This is a genomic window from Kordia sp. (assembly GCF_965283645.1).
GTDB lineage: Bacteria > Bacteroidota > Bacteroidia > Flavobacteriales > Flavobacteriaceae > Kordia.
In genome coordinates this window covers 4,573,175-4,592,721 of record NZ_CBDIPG010000001.1, presented here as the reverse complement: position 1 = coordinate 4,592,721, position 19,547 = coordinate 4,573,175, and the positions used below count along the sequence as shown (strand labels likewise).

Here is a 19,547-nt window from a genome sequence, read left to right as displayed (position 1 = left end):
ATAACCATAATATTATTACGTTAAAAACGTATATTTATTATCCATAGAAATAAAGTTTATAGATTTTTGTTTACTTTAAAAGTAGCATAATATTTGTTAAATTAGTTTAAAGCATAAACTCGATAAAGAATATTTTATGATCATTACCCGATCAAAATAAAAAAATTATTCTTATTCAATAAGAATGAAATTCTCATCAAGTTTCCCAAAAATTTATGTTGTAATAGCACAAAATATTGAAGTAAACTTTTATATTTTTTTTATAATAGTTTGATAAAAGTGATAAAGTTTTCATTAAAAAATATTAGAAATTTTGTGGAACTATTTTAAGTGTTAGTACCAGAAGGCAAATCAAGATGCTTTAATGGAGTTCCTTTCAAACTATAATCTATATAATACCCTTGATAATTTAAGAGTTTTAAAACTACTCGATTGAACAATACTTCATAGACTCTTGAAGCTATTAAATCTTTATAAACTTTTGACTTTTTGGAATAATCCGAACTACCATGTGCCATTTTATTCCTTAAATTAATTGCTTTTAGTTCTTGCTCACCTACATTAAGATCAATTAATTTAAAGAACTGTGTTGTTTTTTCATTTGCACTTTTTCTAAAAACTCCACTAATTTTTCGCAGCATTATTTCATGCCCTTTGACGTGTTTAAGCTTACCTGCAATTGATTCTAAATCACTAGCTATAATGGCTAAATATTCTTTCTCTGATATATACTCAAAGGTTTTGATATTTTTTGATTGAAAGTATTTAGATATTATAGTTTCTAGAGCACTTGCTAAAATTGGTAAATTTGTTCCAATTGGAAGATTGTTAGCAATGAAGGATTTCGCAATTGCTTTATCTAAAAAGAGTTCGTTATTTATATCTAAGAACTTTGGTAAGTAAGTATTTAATAAATATGCAAAATTTCCCCAATCGTATTGATAATTAAATTTTATCGACGGCATTGTATTATCTTCTGGATATTCATCTATAGAATATGCAAAACTCTCAACCAATTTGGTATCATTAACGATACTATATCCTATCTTTTTTATTTTGTTTCCTAATAAAAAACTGATAAAACTCAAAGCTCCACTAATATCCTCATAATTTTCTTCTTTTGGAATTTCACGAAACTCAAAACATAATCCAGATATATCACTTGGAATAAAATTCTCAGGCACTTTAGCTACTAAAAATTCTAATTTTTCTAATTGCACCTTACAAAAATCTCTAGAAGTATTACTTCCTTTTAAATGATTATAGTCATTGTCTTCAGGATCAACTCCTGCACGAATTCTTTTCTTACTCTTTTTTGAATATCGTGTTGTACTATTATAAAATCTTGCTAAAATACTTTTACATACAAACCACTCAAGCTTAATTGTATTAGCAGATTCATTTATTTTATCATCATAAACTATTTTAATAAAATCTAATGTAATTTCTGCTTTAACTTTAGACACAATTTTTCCATCTTGAAAAAAATCTTCGAATAATGTATGTCCGATAAAAGATTCATTCATTGTCACTAAATTATTGTTAGCGTCACGTCCTGTAATTTTTTGTCCTTCAATAATATTTCCTTGCCCTATAAAATTATCTTGATCTATTTCTTTTACAGTTGTTATAATTCCACTAATTCTAGCCCTTAATTTTAATCTATCATCTCGCCAAATAGAGATAGTCGCATCTTTAGTAAAACCCCAATTACTTTTTTCAAATTCTAACTTAGTAAGAGTTAAGGGAAAATCAATACATTCCCATTCTAGTTGAGGTATTTGAAATTGAGTAGCATCTACTTTCATTAAGTCTAATAGTTTACGATTTTAGTTCTTCAAGCACATCAATAAAATCAAATTCGTGTATTAGTGAAATTGTATGACCGCTTTTGCGCAAGTCTAAAGCTTTTTCTACTTTTCTACCATAACAAGCAAATGCCCAAGCAGAATTCCCATTGTCTCCAACAATTAAATAGTCAGTTTTTTTCGTGAGTGTTTTTGTTGGAATACCTCCTAAATCACTAATTTCATTTTCTAAGGTTGATCGGCTTCCACTTTTTAATATTCCCGTGATACAAAAAGTTTTTCCATCCATCTGAATGTTAGGATCACTCGTACAATAACTATTTATATGTACATCTTGAGTTTCACTATCAATTTTTCTTTCAATCTTCTTATTTTCTATATTGACAAATTGATTTAGATACGCTTTCAAAATTAGTAATTCTTCTTCTTCTATTATACCATCAGATAGAATTGATAATAGTAAGCTTCTAATTTCATCATAAGGATAGTAGGTACTAAGATGTGTATTTTCTTCTAACCAAGATTCTAACTCATAAACTTCCTTTTCTTTTATGATACCATCAGTCAGAATTCCGTGACAAATTCCTTGAAGTATTTGTAAATCTGAAGTTACTGTATTGTAATAAAAATTATCATTCTCATATTTTTGACATAGCCAGTATAAGTCATCAATAGTTTCTGTAGCAGGTATATTATTTGTTACAGTTTCTTGGATTATTGTCATAAACTCTTTAAAAGGGTTTCTGTCAATTAAGTCCTTATGCGTAGTTGCCCAATTTTGAAGTTCATTGATTTCGTTTTCATTCACTTCGCCATCTGAGTTTATACCAATTAATATGCCTTTTAACGTATTTATAGCTTTATCTGCTCTCGCTTTTGATGTTATAACATCGAGTTCTTTTTGACTTTTATTTTTCATTTTACTAATTTTTTATTTCCAATACCTCAACGTAATTATCCATTTTACCAACTTTAACTCGTTTTCCGATAGTCTCTCCAATTAAAGCAACACCCAGTGTTGATTTACAATTTATTTTTTGAATTCTTTTTGATTTTTGTGGTGCTGTTATTTCTTCATCGACTATATGTACTTTAATATCTTTATCATTGTTGAGATATTTAATCTTCACTTTACTGTTTATTTTAATAACTTCTTGAAATAGTTTGACTTGTTTTTCTTTTGGTTCACTTACTGCATCTATAACATCTGATATTTCAGCTTCTGATTCCAATAAGTCATTTTGAATTACAGCACCAATCACTTCAACATCATTTGTAAAGGCATATTTTGTCTCCGATTTATCTTCAAATAATGTCGGATCACTATTTTCAATATTTTTGATAAACTGAACAAGTAGTTCTGTTTCTTTCTTAGAATTACGCCACCAATTTGTACTCCAAATTCTATGAAACACAAAACCATGATTTTCTAGTATCTTTTGTCGATGCCTATCATGTAAATATGCTTCTTGACTCGAATGGTATGAAGCGCCATCACATTCTATTGCTATTTTTGGCAACCCTGGACTTCCTGTATCGTACACCATATCTATTCTAAATCCTGCAAATTGAAGTTGTGGAATGATGTTTTTTTCATCAAAATGATCCAATAAGGCATTATATACTTCTTCTTCAAATGGAGATTCTAAACCTTCATGTATTGTATATGCCGAATTTGATCCTTTATTAGAATTCTCAGAAAGTGCATTTAGAATAGCGAGTCGAGCTTCATCATTTTGATCGCTTACAGCTTTTGCATATGCTAAATATGCAAAGAAAACGGCTCTTCTATTATTTGCACCTTCTGCTGTTAGATATTCCTTGTAACCCAAGAAATCTTTTTCAGGAATGGAAGAACATACATATATTTTATATTTAGCTCTCGTAATGATTACATTGAGAAGTTTGTATCCTTTTTGGTGATTGATAGCTCCGAATCGGTGTGCAAACTTACCTTCTTCTGTAAAACCATACGTTGTAGAAAGAATGATGACATCGCGCTCGTCTCCTTGAATATTTTCAAGGTTTTTTACAAAAAGTCCATTTTCCTCTAATTCTAGTATTTTCTGATTGAACTCATAAAAATGATCTAGTTTTCGTCGTTCGTTGATCTTACTTATGATTAGATTCCGTTGATGAATATTGAAAGTTGCGATTCCCACAGATGGATATTCTCCATTAGGATATCTTGAAATATTTTTATCTAGAATAGATAGAATTGTATCTACTTCTGCAATATTTGCGCTCTCGAAATATGTTCCATTTACTGGAACGTAACTAATCGGAACATACTCGAATTCGTTTGGTAATGGTTTTAATCGTTGATTGTAAAAAGCGTGATTTGAGAAATCTATTAAGTATGGATGTCGAGAACGATAATGAAAGTCAAGATGTTTTTTATCAAAGTTAAGCTCAGAAGCAAAATCGAGCAATGATTCGCAAGAAAGTAACATATTGTCACGATCAACCCTTATTTCATTTTCATCTTCAAAATCTTCATCATCTATTTCACTATCAAATGTTTTGCTAAAATAGTTCGATGGTGGCATTTGGTGTTCATCACCAGCTATTATGATTTGCTTTCCTTTTAACATCGCAGGTAAATTATCTTCCAATTTTAATTGACTCGCTTCATCAAACATTACAATGTCAAAATATTGATTTTTACCTTTGAATAAATTACTACATACATCTGGAGTTGTCAGTATTACAGGAAAAAACGTAGTAAATAAATCTAAATCAGATTTTACAATTTGTCGTAGCGAAAGTCGTTTGTGTCGTTTTCCTGAACGTTTGTTATAGAGATTTTCAACAGCAAGATTAATATGTGTGTTATTAAAACCTCTAGTAGCATCAATTTGTTTTGAATACCAATATTCGTTAATGAATTTAATTTGTTCACTTTCTAATTCTGATAATGAGTTGTTTAATTCTATTAAATCATTATCGTCCGTAGGTAGATCAATTGAAGCTGAATCGGAGAGAATCGCATTTAAATAAAAGATTAAAAAAGTCTTCCGCCAATCTTGCTTAACTTTTAATTTTTGCAGTATTATTTTTTCTTTTTCTGATAATGAATTGAAGTATTGAAACCATTTGAATTCAGCAGAAAACAAGTCTGTATTGTTCTCAAAATACGTGTTGTATTTTTCTAAAATTTCTTCGTAAGCATTGATGTATTGGTGCTGCGTTTTATATTGAAATTTACTTTTCAGCCATTTTTCATTAACAATACTTGCGTTTAATTTTTCAAAATCTTCTAGTAGCTTTTTAAAGTTATTCGTTTTGTATATAGTTTCTACAGTAGAGAATACATCTAATTTCTCTAGTTCGTCTGCTATTTTTACTTGAAGATTATTTTCTTGTTCTTCTATCGATTTGGATAGGTTCTTTATTTGATTATTTAATTCCCCCAATGTTCCAGAAAAAGCTATTCCTTGTAAATCGTCAGCGTTTTTTAGGAATGCTGAAATCTCGTTAATTTTATTCCGGAGAGACTTATTAAATTCATTCAATACATCACTTGATCGTTCTCCGAAGGATTTTAGATGTTCCGATCTACTAGATTGAAGTGCTTTTATGGTAATTAAAAAGTTCTGTTTTCCTATTTCCTGTACTAAAAAAGTATCGTTTTTAAATTCGTCAAATTCTTTTTCAACTTTTTCTTTACAATTTAGTTTGAGTTGTTCAATATCTTTCAAAAACGTATAAAATCTCTTTTTCTTTTCTTCTAGAGACGTTCCAAAATCAACATTAAAAATAGTGTCACACTGATACAGAAAAGATTCTACTTGAGATAATCTCGATTCTACAATTCCAATATCCTTTTTTAGTTGCTTTTTTTCTTTTGAAAAGATGGAAGAAAACTTAAAAGAGAAGGAGTTTAAGTTCTTTCCATCTAAAAAAGAAACATTTGTTGAATATTGTTGATACAGTGTTTCGACAATTTTTATATGATCTTCTACGCCGAGAAGCTCTTTATCTAAATCAGCTTTTCTCGCTTTTACATATTCTAATTTTAAATAACTGAGGTATTTCTGGAGTTCTTCGTACTTCTTTTCAAAAGTTTGTATTTCATTTTTTATATATTCTAATTGATCGGAAACTTCTTTTTTTCGTATTTCTACATATTCATCTTGATATTTAATTATATCCTGTTTGATAGCGTCAAAACTGCCTTTATATTTTATAAAAGCATCTTTGATATCTTGTTCAATTTTATATGGATTGTCTCCTGTGAGTTTTTCAGGATTCAAAAAAGATAAATTCTTATTTGGTTTATAATTTGTATAAAGATTCTGAGCGTTTCTAATTATCTCTAATAGATTTGATAATTCATCTGCGTCATACGTAAAGAGTCCTTTTTCAAGTTCAACTGAATGGTCTTCCTTATTATCTCTTAATTCAGTTAATAATTCTCCAACTATAGTTGTCCAATTCCTTTTCCCTACGAGCTTTTGATCTAGTTTTCTATGTTTTTTATTTACACTTTCAATTAAAGATTTTGATTTGTTTATGATCGTATCTAGAGTTTCTTTTGAATGATTATAACGATAACTTCGATACATTGAGTTATCAACACGATCTCGAACCGAGTTTACAACAACTTTACGATCTCTCACAATGTCTTTAATCAACGTGCATTGATATGTGAGTCCTTTTTCACATAGTTGTTTGTGTAATACTTCTAATGCTGTTTTTTTCTCGCAGACTACAATTGTTTTCTTCTTGTTTTCTAACGCGTTCACTAAAATAGCCGTAAGTGACTGACTTTTCCCTGTTCCTGGTGGACCTTGAATAAGAATATTTCTAGTGTTCTCCAAAGCGTGCAAAATTCCTTGCTGAGAAGGATCAGTTTCTACGGAAGAAATCGGTTGAAAGCTATGTGATTCCATTTCATCAAGATTAATTGTCATTCCTTCTAGTTGAAGAAGATTACCATAGTCTTGAATGATGTTTTGTTTTTGTACTTCAAAGATTGAGAATAAACCACCAAAATCTATAAATGCATTGTTGGAAGTTAATGGTAGTTTTTCGTAATGTTTTTTATCAGGAATGGGTTTTACGACTTCCATTTTCTTTTGAAATATTTCTCGAAGATTGTCATCTGTAGTACTATTCAAGGTTTTGATTAGTTTTGTACAGATGTCTAATAGTTCTTCTTTGTCTATCAATCCATCATCTAAAAAATCGGATGAGAGTTGATCTATTTCAATTTTAGAATCATTTTGAATGTGATTTATGAGTACTTCATTGATGTATATGGGATCATCTTCTGATCTTACAATTTCCCACGTATTAAACTCCTTTGTAGGTTTGATTCGTAAAGACCAAATAAGTATCGGAGCAACTGTTAATTTGTTATCTGCTTGATCGCGTCTTGCTAAAATAGGATATCCGAAACCAAATGTATTGATTCCTTTTTCAGACTCGATTGCAGCAGTTTGATTGATTAGATTCTCGAAAGATTTTGTGATTTTAACAAGTTGTGTCTGATCTTCTTCAAAAAGTAAATTTAGATCGGGAACATTATCTTTCCAACTAATTTTGAATTTCAAAGGTTGATCTTCAAGAAGAGCATTGATGAAGTTTATAGGAAGATTTTCATCAATATGAGAAAGTCTAGTAATATCAAACTTATAACGTGATCTTGCTGGAATGGCATTCAAATGAACACCTCTTCGGCTTCCTACTTTGAGTCTATTTTGTAATTCAATCAGTAATTTTTCTGTTATCTCCATGTGCTAAAACCAAATTAATGGATTAAAATACATGATTCGCACTTGAATAAATTACGGTTTTCCTCAATTCTCTATATGAATTATATAATGTAGTTAATCTTTGATAATTTAGAATTGGATTCGCTTTAATCAATGCTTAATAATTTTTCTATGATATCACTTTTAAATTTACTCATGATGCGTTTGTGATAGTCTTTGGCATCTAATTCAATTCCAAAAATCAATCGATATTTTTCATTATCGCTTAATGATAAATGATTATCAAATGTATTTTCAAGTAAGCTTTTCAAATAATTATCAGAATATTTGAATCGCAAATCGTATAAATCTTTTAATTCTTTGCTTGAATGTCCTTGGTAGATAAATGGAAGATTTAATGCATCAAAAGTAGCTTTCCCTTTATTTCCTGATAAGGTGTTATTTCTTAAAAATATTTCAGGTACATGAGCTTCTCTAAAGATATAATCAAACTTATAGGAATTTGAAATATCCTTATCTACATACGGATGCAAATGATCATCCGTATTAAACTCAACACTAGATTTTATAGCATTACATGTAGCACAAGAAGGAATTAAATTGTAAAAAGATAATGCTAACAATGGATAGTGCGTTTTGGGAAACCAATGATCAAATTGTGGAACTAATCCTTTTCCTTTATCTTTTTTGTAAACAAAAATATATTCTCTATTACAATATGTGCAGGTATGCTTGTTTAATAGTTTAGCTAATTTATAATTGAATTTATTAGGTAAAAGCCAATCTGTATAACCTGAATCAACAAATATTTTTTCACCCTCGATATTAAACTCTTCTTCTGTATATCCTAAGTCATTGTATCGTTGCTTTAATTGATTATTAATTTCATTCAGCCATTCTGGCTTTGATACTATTAGTTCTCTAATTAAATTAGTATCAAATAAATCTCTGTAATCTTGATTAACACTTCTTCTTATTACTGCTTTACTATTACATAGAACACATTTCGAATCTTCACATCTATATCCTGATGGTTTAGATCTTGTTTTTCGACCTTTTATTTTTATTCCTAGCCAACAGATTGCTTCTTTACTGTATGCCTCCAAAGCGTCTTTTTGTTCTCCTAAATATATCATGGTTTTTCGTCAAAATTATTTAACTGATCAGCAATATCACCTCTACCTATTCTTCTAGCAAAAGCTTTCACTTCTTCTAATTTTTCATCTTTAGTTTCAGTATAGACTGTATGAAACATTTCATTTAATGTATTCTTCAGTAATGGTTCGTCAATTATTTGAATTAGTGATTTGCAATAATTCTGTTTTAGTTCTACAATATTTTTTAACTTTTCTAATTCTTTCTCCTTATCTTCTAATATTTTATATTTCAATTTATTGACTTCTTTCTCTTGCTCTTTCAAAAATTCTATTTCATCATTTAAAACATTGATCTCATTTTCAAGTCTTTTGTAATATAACCAACCAATAACTTCGTCAATTTTTTCTTTGGCAAAATTTCCCATAGAGCCATTGGAGAGGAAAAAGTCATTATTTAAAATATCATGAATATTTGCACCAAATGATTTGACTTTATCTTTTCCTATGTAAATTTTTCCTTCTTGAAGCCTTAAAATATTGTCTGCAGGAATGTCTGATAGAATAAAAGGAGAATGGGTACATAAAACAATATTAACAGCTTTAATTCCTTCTTCATTCTTTCTCTTCACAGTTTCAAATGAATTGATTAAGTTGTTCAAAAGTTTTTGTTGCATTTCCGGATGATAGTATAGCTCTACTTCATCCAAAATTATGTTTATATTTTGATATTTTACTCTACTTTCTTTTGCATTAAAGACAGATTGTAAATTAAATAAGTGGTACAGAATCGTATTTTCATTGTAGATCATTTGTTGTTCTCCAGAGCTTAATTTTCCGAACGTAACTTTTTCTCCTAATTCCGTTTCTAATTGAAAATCTATATTAAAAAAACCAGGGTGCGCAATTTCGATTAATTTTAAAGGTGTTAAACCTTCAATATCATTTTCATATAATTTTAGCCAAGCTATAAAGTTTTCTTTTAATATGTCTTTTTCAACGGTTTTATTAGGAACTTCCCAGTACTTTCGACCTTCATCAGTATTAGTCATTTCTAGAAACTTAAGCGTTTGTCTAAGTTTTTTTGTGATATGAGAAGTATCATCTCCAAGAAATTTTTGAAATACTTCGTCCGATTCAGGTTCATCTTTGAAAATTATTGATTTGTAATTACGTTTGATTTTAGGAATTTTATTATTAATATAAGTCAATGCATAATCCCTATAATTATTGAAATTTTCAATTTTATCAGTTTGGAGTTTTTTTCTTAATAGGCTTTTTGATTCTATACTAATGTTTTCAGTATACTTTTCAATAGAAGAAATGTCATTGTTACCTTTAGGTGTAAAAATAAAACCAGTAATCGTGTATTTGTTTAAAAGTTTAGTCTCATTATTCCGAATCATTGAATACACAACATTAATCATTAGGCGTTCTTTATTCAAATCAATTTCACGATTGATATCGAAGTTGCCATCTTTTCGCATTGGATTGATAACCACAGGAGTTATATACCCATCGTTTTTATGAAAGAGCTTGGTTATCCAAGTACCTGATATTTTTGAATTTAGACTGTGATGCGAATAATTTAAACTTATGTTGTAAAAGAATTTTTCTAAGGAGAAGTCTTTTTCAAATTCTAATGTATTTCTAGAACCGTTCTTAAAACAAGCATATCCAAATTCTTGATTAACATAACATATTTCAAAAACTTGATTATCAGCCTCAAAAATTATCGACAACGCTAAATTTTCTTTTATTTCATTTTCTTTGCTTTTTTCTTTATTAATTATGTATGCTCGCTGAGAAAATAAATCAGTTAATTCTTTTTTTATTGTACCAATTAAGTCTTCAAGATTTTTTATTGAATAATAATTAATATTAAGGTTATATTTATTAATTAAGGATAATATTTCAAAGCGCTTCTTTTTATTTGAATTAGGATCACTAAACTTATTTTGTGACTTAAAAATATCTTTAACTATATTATATCTTTCGAAAATTAAATCCTTAGATCTTTTATCTATTACAACTTCTTTATTTACTTTTTTGTTAATGCTTATTAAGTAAATAAAAAGATATAACAATTCAAAAAAAGTGCTTTTGCCACTTCCATTTTTACCAACTATTGCAGAAATATTTACTTCTATACCATTGTTGAGATGAATGAAATTTTTAGGTAAATCATAGTTTATATTTGGGATGACTTTCATAATAGAAGATTTATCTTCATTTAATTCTATATCATAGGCATCATAAAATTTATACTTTTCCCCTATTTCCAAATTCTTTCGATAGTCAGTGCTACAACCTTTTAATGGTATGATTGCTAATAATCTAAATCCACTCATAATTTTGTTTTGTTTTAATCAATTTGATTTAATATCAACTCAATTGGTTTGATAGTCTGCTCTTCTATCCATTTATTTTTGTCAATTAGTATTTTTATTAAATCTTGTGCTTCTTTAGAAAAACATGTATTGTTTAAATTTGAAAAATCTTCTTTTCTCCATTTGCTGTGATGTTTACCCGAGTTTATTGGTTTCAACATTGGATTGCTCGGAAGTAACAATTTTATTTGTTTTTCTTTTTCAGCTACTATCTTTTTAATTCGTGTGTAAATTTCTAATCCGTGATAATCCCAATCGCATACGTAATAGATTGGATATTTTATTTTTTCTGATGGAAGTTCTTCTAGCTTTTTAGTATTGTTCCCTCCTAAATACCATAATTCAATATTATTTTCTCTGAAAAGCCATGGATCTTTTAAGAAGTCAATGTTTTCACAGAGTAAAATATATTTTGGATCTTTACAATCTACTACCAAACGCCATTGTTGTGTTTTTGGAGATTGCATCGGAAATTCTTCAACACCTAGAATTGTTAAGATATCTTTTCGTAGCTGTTTATTATCATCCAAAAATTTAGAATCTTTTTCTTCAAAGAAATTACTTGAAAACATGTGCGGTGTTGACAACGTATTTTTTAATTCTTCTTTGTTTTTATGAATAAGCATTAGAGATTTCAATACATATTCAGAATATTTTCGCTTGGCAGAGATTTCAATACCAACCGCTTCAAAAAAATCTGCATAATATTGATAGTGACATAGTAATTTTTCTTCAAAGAATTTATCAAAACCTTCTTGTTTTTCTATGATATTAACATTGCCGTTTTTGAAATCAATGATTCTTTCTATTTCATATAAAACTCTCTTTATATATACATTATTCATCAGCTTCAAGCGTATGCTTTTTCCTTTGTACAAGCGATGTAAACCTTCTAATTCTCGCCACGTTAGTTCTTCTCTCATAGCTTAACTAAATATTACGGATGGGTGATGATTTGCTCTTTCTTCTTCTTCAATTTTGGTAAGTCTGTAGATATATTGATTTTCCTTTTTTAGTTTGTTTGGATTTATGGAAAGTGAAATGATTTGATAATCAAAACGTTTCGCTATTTTGCTCAACATATCAAAATTGGAACCAATTCCTTCCGCTTCATCTATTGCCATAAAGCGTAATCCAGGGATCTGTTTGGTAGTATTGTAATTATTATTTTTTAGTGAAAGTTTTGCTATACATAATAACGCTATAGAAGTATATGTTTGACCAGTGCTACCCGAATTTCGCTTTCCACTTTTGGTTTCAATACTATATTCCAAATCGTAATATGAAAATGGACTTAATAATCTTCTTACCGTAATATTTGGCTCTGGGGTTTTGCTAAATTCTTGATACGCAAACAAAAGTTTGTCTTTTAAAGATGGTAATTCTTTATTTTTAGCGTTCAAACTGTCTTGATAATCAAATAGCCCTATATCAACTTTGGCAAGCTTTTTCAGATATTCAGCTATCCAATTTAACGAAACTGTACTGCTTTGCTTTATGACTAAAGATGCATTGCTATCTCCAGTAATTTTGGCGTAATCTTCTTTAAAAAAACGCTTAATCGCTTTATTCGTTTCAAGTTGATTCCTTACTTCTGTTTTTAACTTATCTAAAATATCTTTTATCGCAAGCAATTTGTTTTTATTTAATGTCGCATTAATATTTATTATTTTTTCTAAATATTTTTCAATTCCGTTCAAGATTTGATCATCTTCGAATAAAACATTCTTGAAAACTTCCGAAGGAAATAAAAGTTTTGCCAATTGTATAAAAGAGTGTTCTCCTTTAGTTTGCGCTTCTTTATCACTTAAATTGTATGAAATTAATATTGCTTTGAGTTCAGTCCAATAAGCATCATTGGCTGTGTTAAAATTTTCTTTAGCTGTTCGATATTCTTCTTCGCTTTGCCGTTTTTCTAGATCAATATGTAAGACATACGAATATTTTAATTTTAAGGTTTCCAATTCAATAGTTCTTGTATCTCTATTTTTCACTAACTCGTCGAGATTTTCTTCTACATTTAAGTTTTCAACTATAATATTATGTGGATTTATAAAATCTTGTATTGATGAGACTTTTTTCACCAATACAATTGGACTTTGATTTTCTTCTATATTCTGTATTTCTGCTTCTTTTAAAATTTTTGAATCATTTTGAGGAGTTTCAACTATTTCAAATTTATTTAACTCCTCTTGAAGTGTTCTCGTTTTTCCTAATTCAAGAATTATATTATCATACTTTTCTTTGGCTTTTTTATAAGTTGTTACTATTTGACCTTTTTGAGTGTATTTTTCAACTTCCTTATCAAAATCAAATTTTTCAAAACTTAGAAATATTTCTTTTTCTGCTTCCGTATATTTTTGTAATTTATTTCGGTTTGACCATATTTTTAAATCTGTTTCAGGTTCGGTTAGTTTTTCTAAAATAAATTCTCGTAGCTTTTTATGAGTTCTTAATGAAGCTTCTTTTTCTTTGAGTTTTATGCTTAAATCTTTATTATTGGATTCAAATATATTTTTAAGCTCTTCTATGTTTGATGTTTTGAAAATAGGTGTTTCAATATTTTCTATAAAAATATGAAGTCCTGAAAGTTCAATCCAAAAACCGTTTTCTTCCAAGTTATAAGATTCTTTTTTCAATACTTTTAGAAGCTCATCAGGATTTGGCAAATACTTAATGTCTTTTCTGATTTTTTCAGGCTTTACAGTTTCAATATCAAAAAAATATCTAAGAGTACTTTCTTCTTGTGGGTTGAAATCTCTTTTTTGATTGATTACCCAATATGCCATTGATTTTGGGTTTTCATAATCATTAAAACTTATCAGCTCTTTATATTTTGTTACAGCATCTTCGTTCTCAACAATTTTTTCATCTAAGAAATCAACTATTTCCTTAAATGTTTTATTACAATCCAAAGCATTGAAATCATCTTCTAAATTTTGCTGTTGTAATTGCTTTTTGAGTTGCGCATATCTATTTATTTGAACTTCATTTTCTTTGTATCGTTTATAGAATACTTTTAATTCTTCAACTTTGTTGTAAAAGCCTTTTTCGAATACAGAATCTACAAGACGGAAGAAATTTACTGTTGTTTGTAGTGTATCTTTCTCTTCTTTTAATTCCTCTTCTTCTAAAATAAGCTTTATGAGTTTTGTGTCACATTCTTGTAATGTCTTACTTTTTAAAGTACAAAGTGCTTTTATTGTTGCTACCGCTGCATAGTAATTATGTATGAGTTTTTTTATATCGTCATTGATTTGTTTTAGTTTATGATACTCAAAATGATATTTTAAATTATTATATTTTACGAATGTATTGTCCTTAGTAACTTTTAGCTTTCGTAATTCTTTTAATAACTTATTTTTCTTTTTTATATCTAAAACTTCTTGATGATTTTTCCGATGCTCTACAATTGAATCTTCCATTTTTTTTACAGCTTCTTGAAACTCATCGTAAAACATAGCTCCTGCTGTTTTTCCATGAAGAAACTCTTGTAAATTTACGTCACTTTTTACATTGATATCTCTACGAGCAAATGCCTGTAAGATTTTAGCATAGTCCACTAAATCACTTTTATTTGTAAAAACATCTATCGGAAGTATTTTGTTTTTATGTAATGCTTCGTGAAAGTCTTTGAATACATTATATATTTTACAACCCAAATTGTTTGATGTATTGGTATGTCTGTCAAACTCTTGCAACGTCATCCATTTGTTATCCTTTTCAAAATCTTCTACTTTTAGTGGCTTATCAAATGGTAAAAAGTTTTCTTGTTCAAAATCAAGATTTCTTTGTACTATAAAAGATTGTGTCTTTTTTGATCTTCGTTCTATGTAGCTTCCCACAAGAAGAAATTTTTCTTTTGCTACCTCAACATTCAAATACGCATATCCGTAATCGCCTTTATCGGGAGTTTCTATAATGAGTGTATTATAAGGTCTATCACCACTTCCTTTCGTTGACGATTGGTAGTATGTAGAACCAATTAGAATTAATTGAATTAAATCTGTTATAATACTTTTACCAACACCACTTTCTCCTGTAAAATCGGTTCTAAATGGGTGAAATTCATAATCAAATTCTTGATGATGTATGATATTTATAGCTCCTAAACTTTGTATGCGTGGATATTCCTTCATGTATAGCTTTCAATTATTTTATCAATTCTCGGTATAACATCTTCGTATATAGATATAATTCTATGAAAAGAAGCTCTAGGCTCAAATATGTCTCCTTTGTAATCTAACCAAGCTAACTTCCTGAATTGTTTTAAAGCTCTGTTAACACTATTGTCGATAGCTTCATCATCATCAAAATTATCTTTTTCAACAGTAGATTGTGCGATGAGTTTCCGTAAACCTGGCTTAAATTCTTGGTAATCATTTCTGATTGTTTCTTTTAATTTTTGAATTGAAACAAGTTCCACATTGCCTTCCAAAAAGAGTATTTTATACATTATCAATCCAATAATGATATATTCGTTTTTGAGATTCTCTCTAAATGCTTGCGGTATATTTCCTCTACTTGAAGTATTGAAATCTAGAAAGAAATAGGAATCTGATTGCTCATTTTCTTCTTTTAAACTGATTCCAAAAAAACGTTCGTAATATGAGTTTAGAGAATCTTTATATTTCTTCAAAAAACGATAATACGGTATTTGATTTCCATAATCTTGAAAATGGACACCATCTTTTAATAAGTAATCTAACTGCCCAAAGTATGTGACAGCATCTTCACTTTTTAAGAAGTCAAGATATTTTAGTTCTGGTATATGATCGTTTTCCATAATGCTATGTTTTCATTTTTTACAAAGTTGGTATTGTCAATTTTAACTTCGTATTTTTTATTTTTATGGGCGTTTTCTATAACTCCAAAAGTAACTTTCGTAGCAATAGTAAAGTTGTTCGTATCTTCAAGCACCCTAAAAAACCCTTCTGAAATATTTAGTTCTTTTTTACGCTGTAATTCTGCGAAAAGTTGTTGTATCCAATCGTCAATTATTTCTGTGTTTTTAAAAGCTTTTTCTAATACAGCTTTGTTTTGAGCTTCAATTTTAGGATTTCTATGATATTTTTTTCTAGGTTTGGCTTGTGTTGGAAATACGTCTTTATCTCTATCAATGACTATATATTTAGTGCGCTTATACGCTGAAAATATCGTTTCGATTTCTTTGGGAAATGTAATTTCTTTGTCATTCCCTTTTCCTTCTAATTCCGAATATTTTAATAGAAATCGTATAAATCTATCTATTTTGGCACTGTACTCAGGCTGACTTAGCGTAAAGAATAGTTGTTTTATTTTGGGTTGTATTCTGTCAAGTCTTCTGTTTGTATTTCTTAGTCTACTTTGTATAGTATCAAAAAATCTAGAAGTATTTTTGATGTGATTTAATAACGTAACTTTTTCGGTATCTATTTCTGTCAATAATATACTTATTGAGTATGTTTCTGAGAATGCTGCGCGTAATTGGTCATTCTTTTCCTGTATATCCTCAAGATCATTACTTATTATTTGTAGTAACTTTAATGGTGATTGTTTTTTTGCAAGTGTATCATTACGTAATTTTTCAACAGCTTCATCAATTTGTCTGTCTAAAAAGTCTATTTGTTGTTTTAATTCGGGATGAAAACTTTCAAAATGTATCGTAAACCATTCTTCTAATTTTCCATCATCATCTTGACATTCCCTAAGTCTTTCTTTAAGTTCGAAACATATTACTTTTATTTTTGTAGGTTTTACAGATCCTCGTAACGTTTCTTCTGCGATTCTACAAAATTCAAGTCCGTATTCTTGGAAAGAGTATAATTGTATTTCTTCATCATATTTTAAAAAATACTTTTGAAGTTTATTTATTCGTTCTTTTACATACACAAGTCTTTTATCTGCTTCTGTCATGGTAGATTCAAAAATATTATGAATCTCATCAGCGCCAAAAGCATCATTTTCATACTTTCCTAATTTTACACGTTGATACAAATGTGCAATTACAATTCCTTCTCTTTCATCAGGATATAGTTGTTTATAGGTTTCAGGTTTTGAAATTTCATCTATAAAATTGAATATATGTGAATGCTTATTTTCCAAAAATTATGAATTATTTTTTTATCATAGTATCAAAAATCAACAACTGAATTATTGATTTACATACATTTAAAATTTAATCTCTCAAGCTATTAAGGAGAAGAATTATTGTAAGAAATTAAACTTCAAAATACAGAAATTTACGTTTAAAACAAAACGTGAATTTTTATTAATTTTATAATTTGGGAAAGTAACTAATAAAGAAGGATATGTTTTACGGGAATCCGTATTTAATATTACAAGTAGGTATGTTATGAAATTTGTTTTAAATATTTATGCTTCATTTTTTTGATTTCAAAAATAGTTGATAATACTTAAAGTGTTCTTTTAAGTTTCCAATATACTTATAGATTTGTGATAGCTCAAGATAAGATACAGTAACATTGTATTTAAACTGAGCATTATGAAGATGAGATTCGTGAAGTTCTAGTGCTAATCTATTATATGTCTTATAATTTTTTAAAGCTGATTTATAATCTTTCAATAGCATATAAATATCTCCTAATTTACCATAAGAAGTTGAAAAGACAAATCTAAATCTAATATCTTTCGGGTTATTTTCATAGAGTTCTTTTGTCAATTCATTATATTCTAGATAATAATCTAAAGACTTATTATATACTTTTAAAAAAGAATACACTTCTCCTATATTTCTACATGAAAAAGCATAGTTATATTTTTCAATCACACCATTTGTATCTTTATAATAAAGTTCTTTACTTAAAAGATGTGATTTTTTAGCTAATTCTAATGATTTTGAATAGTCCTTAAGTGATGTATACGTTTGACTTAATTCCACATATGAGGATATTAAATCACTTTTAGATTTCTTATAATTAGGATAGGATTCATAGAGCCTTTTTGATATTTCTAGTGATAATTTTAAGTATTTTAAAGACTCATTATAATTTTTAACGTATCTGTAACTTCTACCTAGACAAGATAAGGAAGTAGATACTCCCCATTCGTACAATATATTTTTCGGGTTACTATCTGAAATGCTTTTATTTATATTATAAAATTTCTTGTACAATGCTAAGACTTTATTATAGTCATTCAAAGAAATATAAATATTAGCTTGCTCATAATAAGATATTGCAAGAACGTATCTTAAAAAATGATCATTAGGATATTCATTAGAAAGTTCCAACATAAGCATTTGGTAGCTTTCATAGTTCTTCGTTGCTATATCAAAATTACCAAGTAAATAGTACGTACTCCCTAGTCTCATAGAAGAATGAGCTACATGATATTTAAATTCTTTATTTCTTGGATAAACTTCATAAAGTTCTTTTGCAATAGTGTTATATTTTTGATAAAAAGATAAAGCCTTTTTACTATCTCCAAGTGAAGCATAGATTCTTCCTAGACTTTCATAGGAGGTAGCCAATAAGTCTTTTTTAAAAGGATTATTATTATCTTCATATGAGTTAATTATCATATTATGAGATTCATTAAAATACTCTAATGCTTTACTTGGGTTTCCTAAATTGGTATATATTTCCCCTAATTGCTTATATCCTTCTACTTGTTGAATTTTAGTAGCATAATCATTTTTAATAATCTTAAAGTAAAGTTTTATGACATCATTATAACAGTGTTGTTCGTAATAGAAATTTGCTACAAAGCTTTGAATTTTTATATTTGTTGAATCAATTTGATAGACACTGTCAATTACTTTAAAAGCTTTTTCTTTTTTAGATTCCAAGAGGTATAAATCTGCATGAAATCGCTTCATATCAAAAAGATCATCAATACTTTCTTCTACCCTTTCCAATTCAGAAAACCCAAAACGTATTTTACCTAGAACATCTATCTTTTCCAACAATTTTAAACATTCATCAATCTGCCCATTTTTAAATAACAGTAATGCTTTTTTATAAATAAGATTAACATCATCAAAATTTATTCTGGCAAAACGATCTGCCATTATTTTAATTTGTTTTTGTTGTTGTAGATACTCTTCAAACATTTTTGCTTTCGCTTGTTCTAATTCTTTTTTAGAAATTTTCTCGTTCTTCAATGCATCTTCAAGTCTTCTATTTTTTCGCCTGTAACTTTGAGTCAGAACATTTATAGATGCACCGCTCCAAACTGCACGTAAACTATCAATAACTCCATGTTTTGCCATGAGTATTTTTTCAGGAAAAGAATCTGTGCTTGAAAGTTTTAAAATTTGAAGTTGAGTTCTATTAACCAATTCATATCCCTTTTTTGAGATACTTTGTAAGTAAATATCATCACCTGCTTTTAATTCATCTTTAAAAGACAGTGTAAAAGTGCCATTTCCATCAGAGTCCGTTGCCAATGCGTTTTCATATACTATTTGGACTCCTGAAATTCCTTTTCCACCTGAATTTATTTCTTTTACTTCCCCTTTTTGGATGGTTTGGGCAATTGTATGATTACATACTAAAAATACAAGTAATGTTGCTACTGCTTTCATATTTTGAA

Annotated in this window: 10 protein-coding genes; all 10 read right to left on the bottom strand. The window is 28.4% G+C overall.

The window, feature by feature from the left end; all coding sequences use genetic code 11:
• Positions 1 to 326: 326 nt before the first annotated feature.
• The 10 genes from ACQ654_RS20210 to ACQ654_RS20165 all read right to left on the bottom strand — a co-directional run bounded on the left by ACQ654_RS20210 (position 327) and on the right by ACQ654_RS20165 (position 19,539).
• The gene (locus tag ACQ654_RS20210; protein WP_430412154.1) at positions 327 to 1,808 is read right to left on the bottom strand and encodes a hypothetical protein; all 1,482 of its coding nucleotides are present in this window, start codon (positions 1,806 to 1,808) and stop codon (positions 327 to 329) included.
• Between the two features lie 13 nt (positions 1,809 to 1,821).
• Entirely contained in the window at positions 1,822 to 2,727 is a 906-nt protein-coding gene (locus ACQ654_RS20205) for a BRCT domain-containing protein (protein ID WP_430412153.1), read from the bottom strand.
• Between the two features lie 4 nt (positions 2,728 to 2,731).
• A complete protein-coding gene (locus ACQ654_RS20200; RefSeq protein WP_430412152.1) occupies positions 2,732 to 7,549 on the bottom strand; it encodes an AAA domain-containing protein in 4,818 nt (1,605 codons plus the stop codon).
• Positions 7,550 to 7,674: 125 nt separating this feature from the next.
• Positions 7,675 to 8,664, bottom strand: a complete 990-nt coding sequence (locus tag ACQ654_RS20195; protein ID WP_430412151.1) for a hypothetical protein — start codon at positions 8,662 to 8,664, stop codon at positions 7,675 to 7,677.
• Positions 8,661 to 10,973, bottom strand: coding sequence for an AAA family ATPase (locus ACQ654_RS20190; protein ID WP_430412150.1), 2,313 nt, complete (start codon positions 10,971 to 10,973; stop codon positions 8,661 to 8,663). Before ACQ654_RS20190 ends, ACQ654_RS20195 begins: the two co-directional genes overlap by 4 nt.
• A gap of 14 nt (positions 10,974 to 10,987) precedes the next feature.
• A complete protein-coding gene (locus tag ACQ654_RS20185) occupies positions 10,988 to 11,935 on the bottom strand; it encodes a hypothetical protein (RefSeq protein WP_430412149.1) in 948 nt (315 codons plus the stop codon).
• 3 nt (positions 11,936 to 11,938) lie between these two features.
• Entirely contained in the window at positions 11,939 to 15,151 is a 3,213-nt protein-coding gene (locus ACQ654_RS20180; RefSeq protein WP_430412148.1) for a hypothetical protein, read from the bottom strand.
• Positions 15,148 to 15,798 carry a condensin complex protein MksE gene (locus ACQ654_RS20175; RefSeq protein ID WP_430412147.1) on the bottom strand — a complete coding sequence of 217 codons (651 nt, stop codon included), beginning with the start codon at positions 15,796 to 15,798 and terminating at the stop codon, positions 15,148 to 15,150. The genes ACQ654_RS20180 and ACQ654_RS20175 overlap by 4 nt, the downstream gene beginning before the upstream one ends.
• Positions 15,771 to 17,096, bottom strand: a complete 1,326-nt coding sequence (locus tag ACQ654_RS20170; protein WP_430412146.1) for a hypothetical protein — start codon at positions 17,094 to 17,096, stop codon at positions 15,771 to 15,773. The genes ACQ654_RS20175 and ACQ654_RS20170 overlap by 28 nt, the downstream gene beginning before the upstream one ends.
• A gap of 277 nt (positions 17,097 to 17,373) precedes the next feature.
• Positions 17,374 to 19,539, bottom strand: coding sequence for a tetratricopeptide repeat protein (locus ACQ654_RS20165; RefSeq protein WP_430412145.1), 2,166 nt, complete (start codon positions 19,537 to 19,539; stop codon positions 17,374 to 17,376).
• Positions 19,540 to 19,547: the final 8 nt, after the last annotated feature.

What these genes read in the sequence shown, in the direction of transcription:
- ACQ654_RS20195 (WP_430412151.1), bottom strand. Translation starts at nt 8,664, where the DNA reads ATGATATATTTAGGAGAACAAAAAGACGCTTTGGAGGCATACAGTAAA.
- ACQ654_RS20210 (WP_430412154.1), bottom strand. Translation starts at nt 1,808, where the DNA reads ATGAAAGTAGATGCTACTCAATTTCAAATACCTCAACTAGAATGGGAA.
- ACQ654_RS20165 (WP_430412145.1), bottom strand. Translation starts at nt 19,539, where the DNA reads ATGAAAGCAGTAGCAACATTACTTGTATTTTTAGTATGTAATCATACA.
- ACQ654_RS20185 (WP_430412149.1), bottom strand. Translation starts at nt 11,935, where the DNA reads ATGAGAGAAGAACTAACGTGGCGAGAATTAGAAGGTTTACATCGCTTG.
- ACQ654_RS20180 (WP_430412148.1), bottom strand. Translation starts at nt 15,151, where the DNA reads ATGAAGGAATATCCACGCATACAAAGTTTAGGAGCTATAAATATCATA.
- ACQ654_RS20200 (WP_430412152.1), bottom strand. Translation starts at nt 7,549, where the DNA reads ATGGAGATAACAGAAAAATTACTGATTGAATTACAAAATAGACTCAAA.
- ACQ654_RS20190 (WP_430412150.1), bottom strand. Translation starts at nt 10,973, where the DNA reads ATGAGTGGATTTAGATTATTAGCAATCATACCATTAAAAGGTTGTAGC.
- ACQ654_RS20175 (WP_430412147.1), bottom strand. Translation starts at nt 15,798, where the DNA reads ATGGAAAACGATCATATACCAGAACTAAAATATCTTGACTTCTTAAAA.
- ACQ654_RS20205 (WP_430412153.1), bottom strand. Translation starts at nt 2,727, where the DNA reads ATGAAAAATAAAAGTCAAAAAGAACTCGATGTTATAACATCAAAAGCG.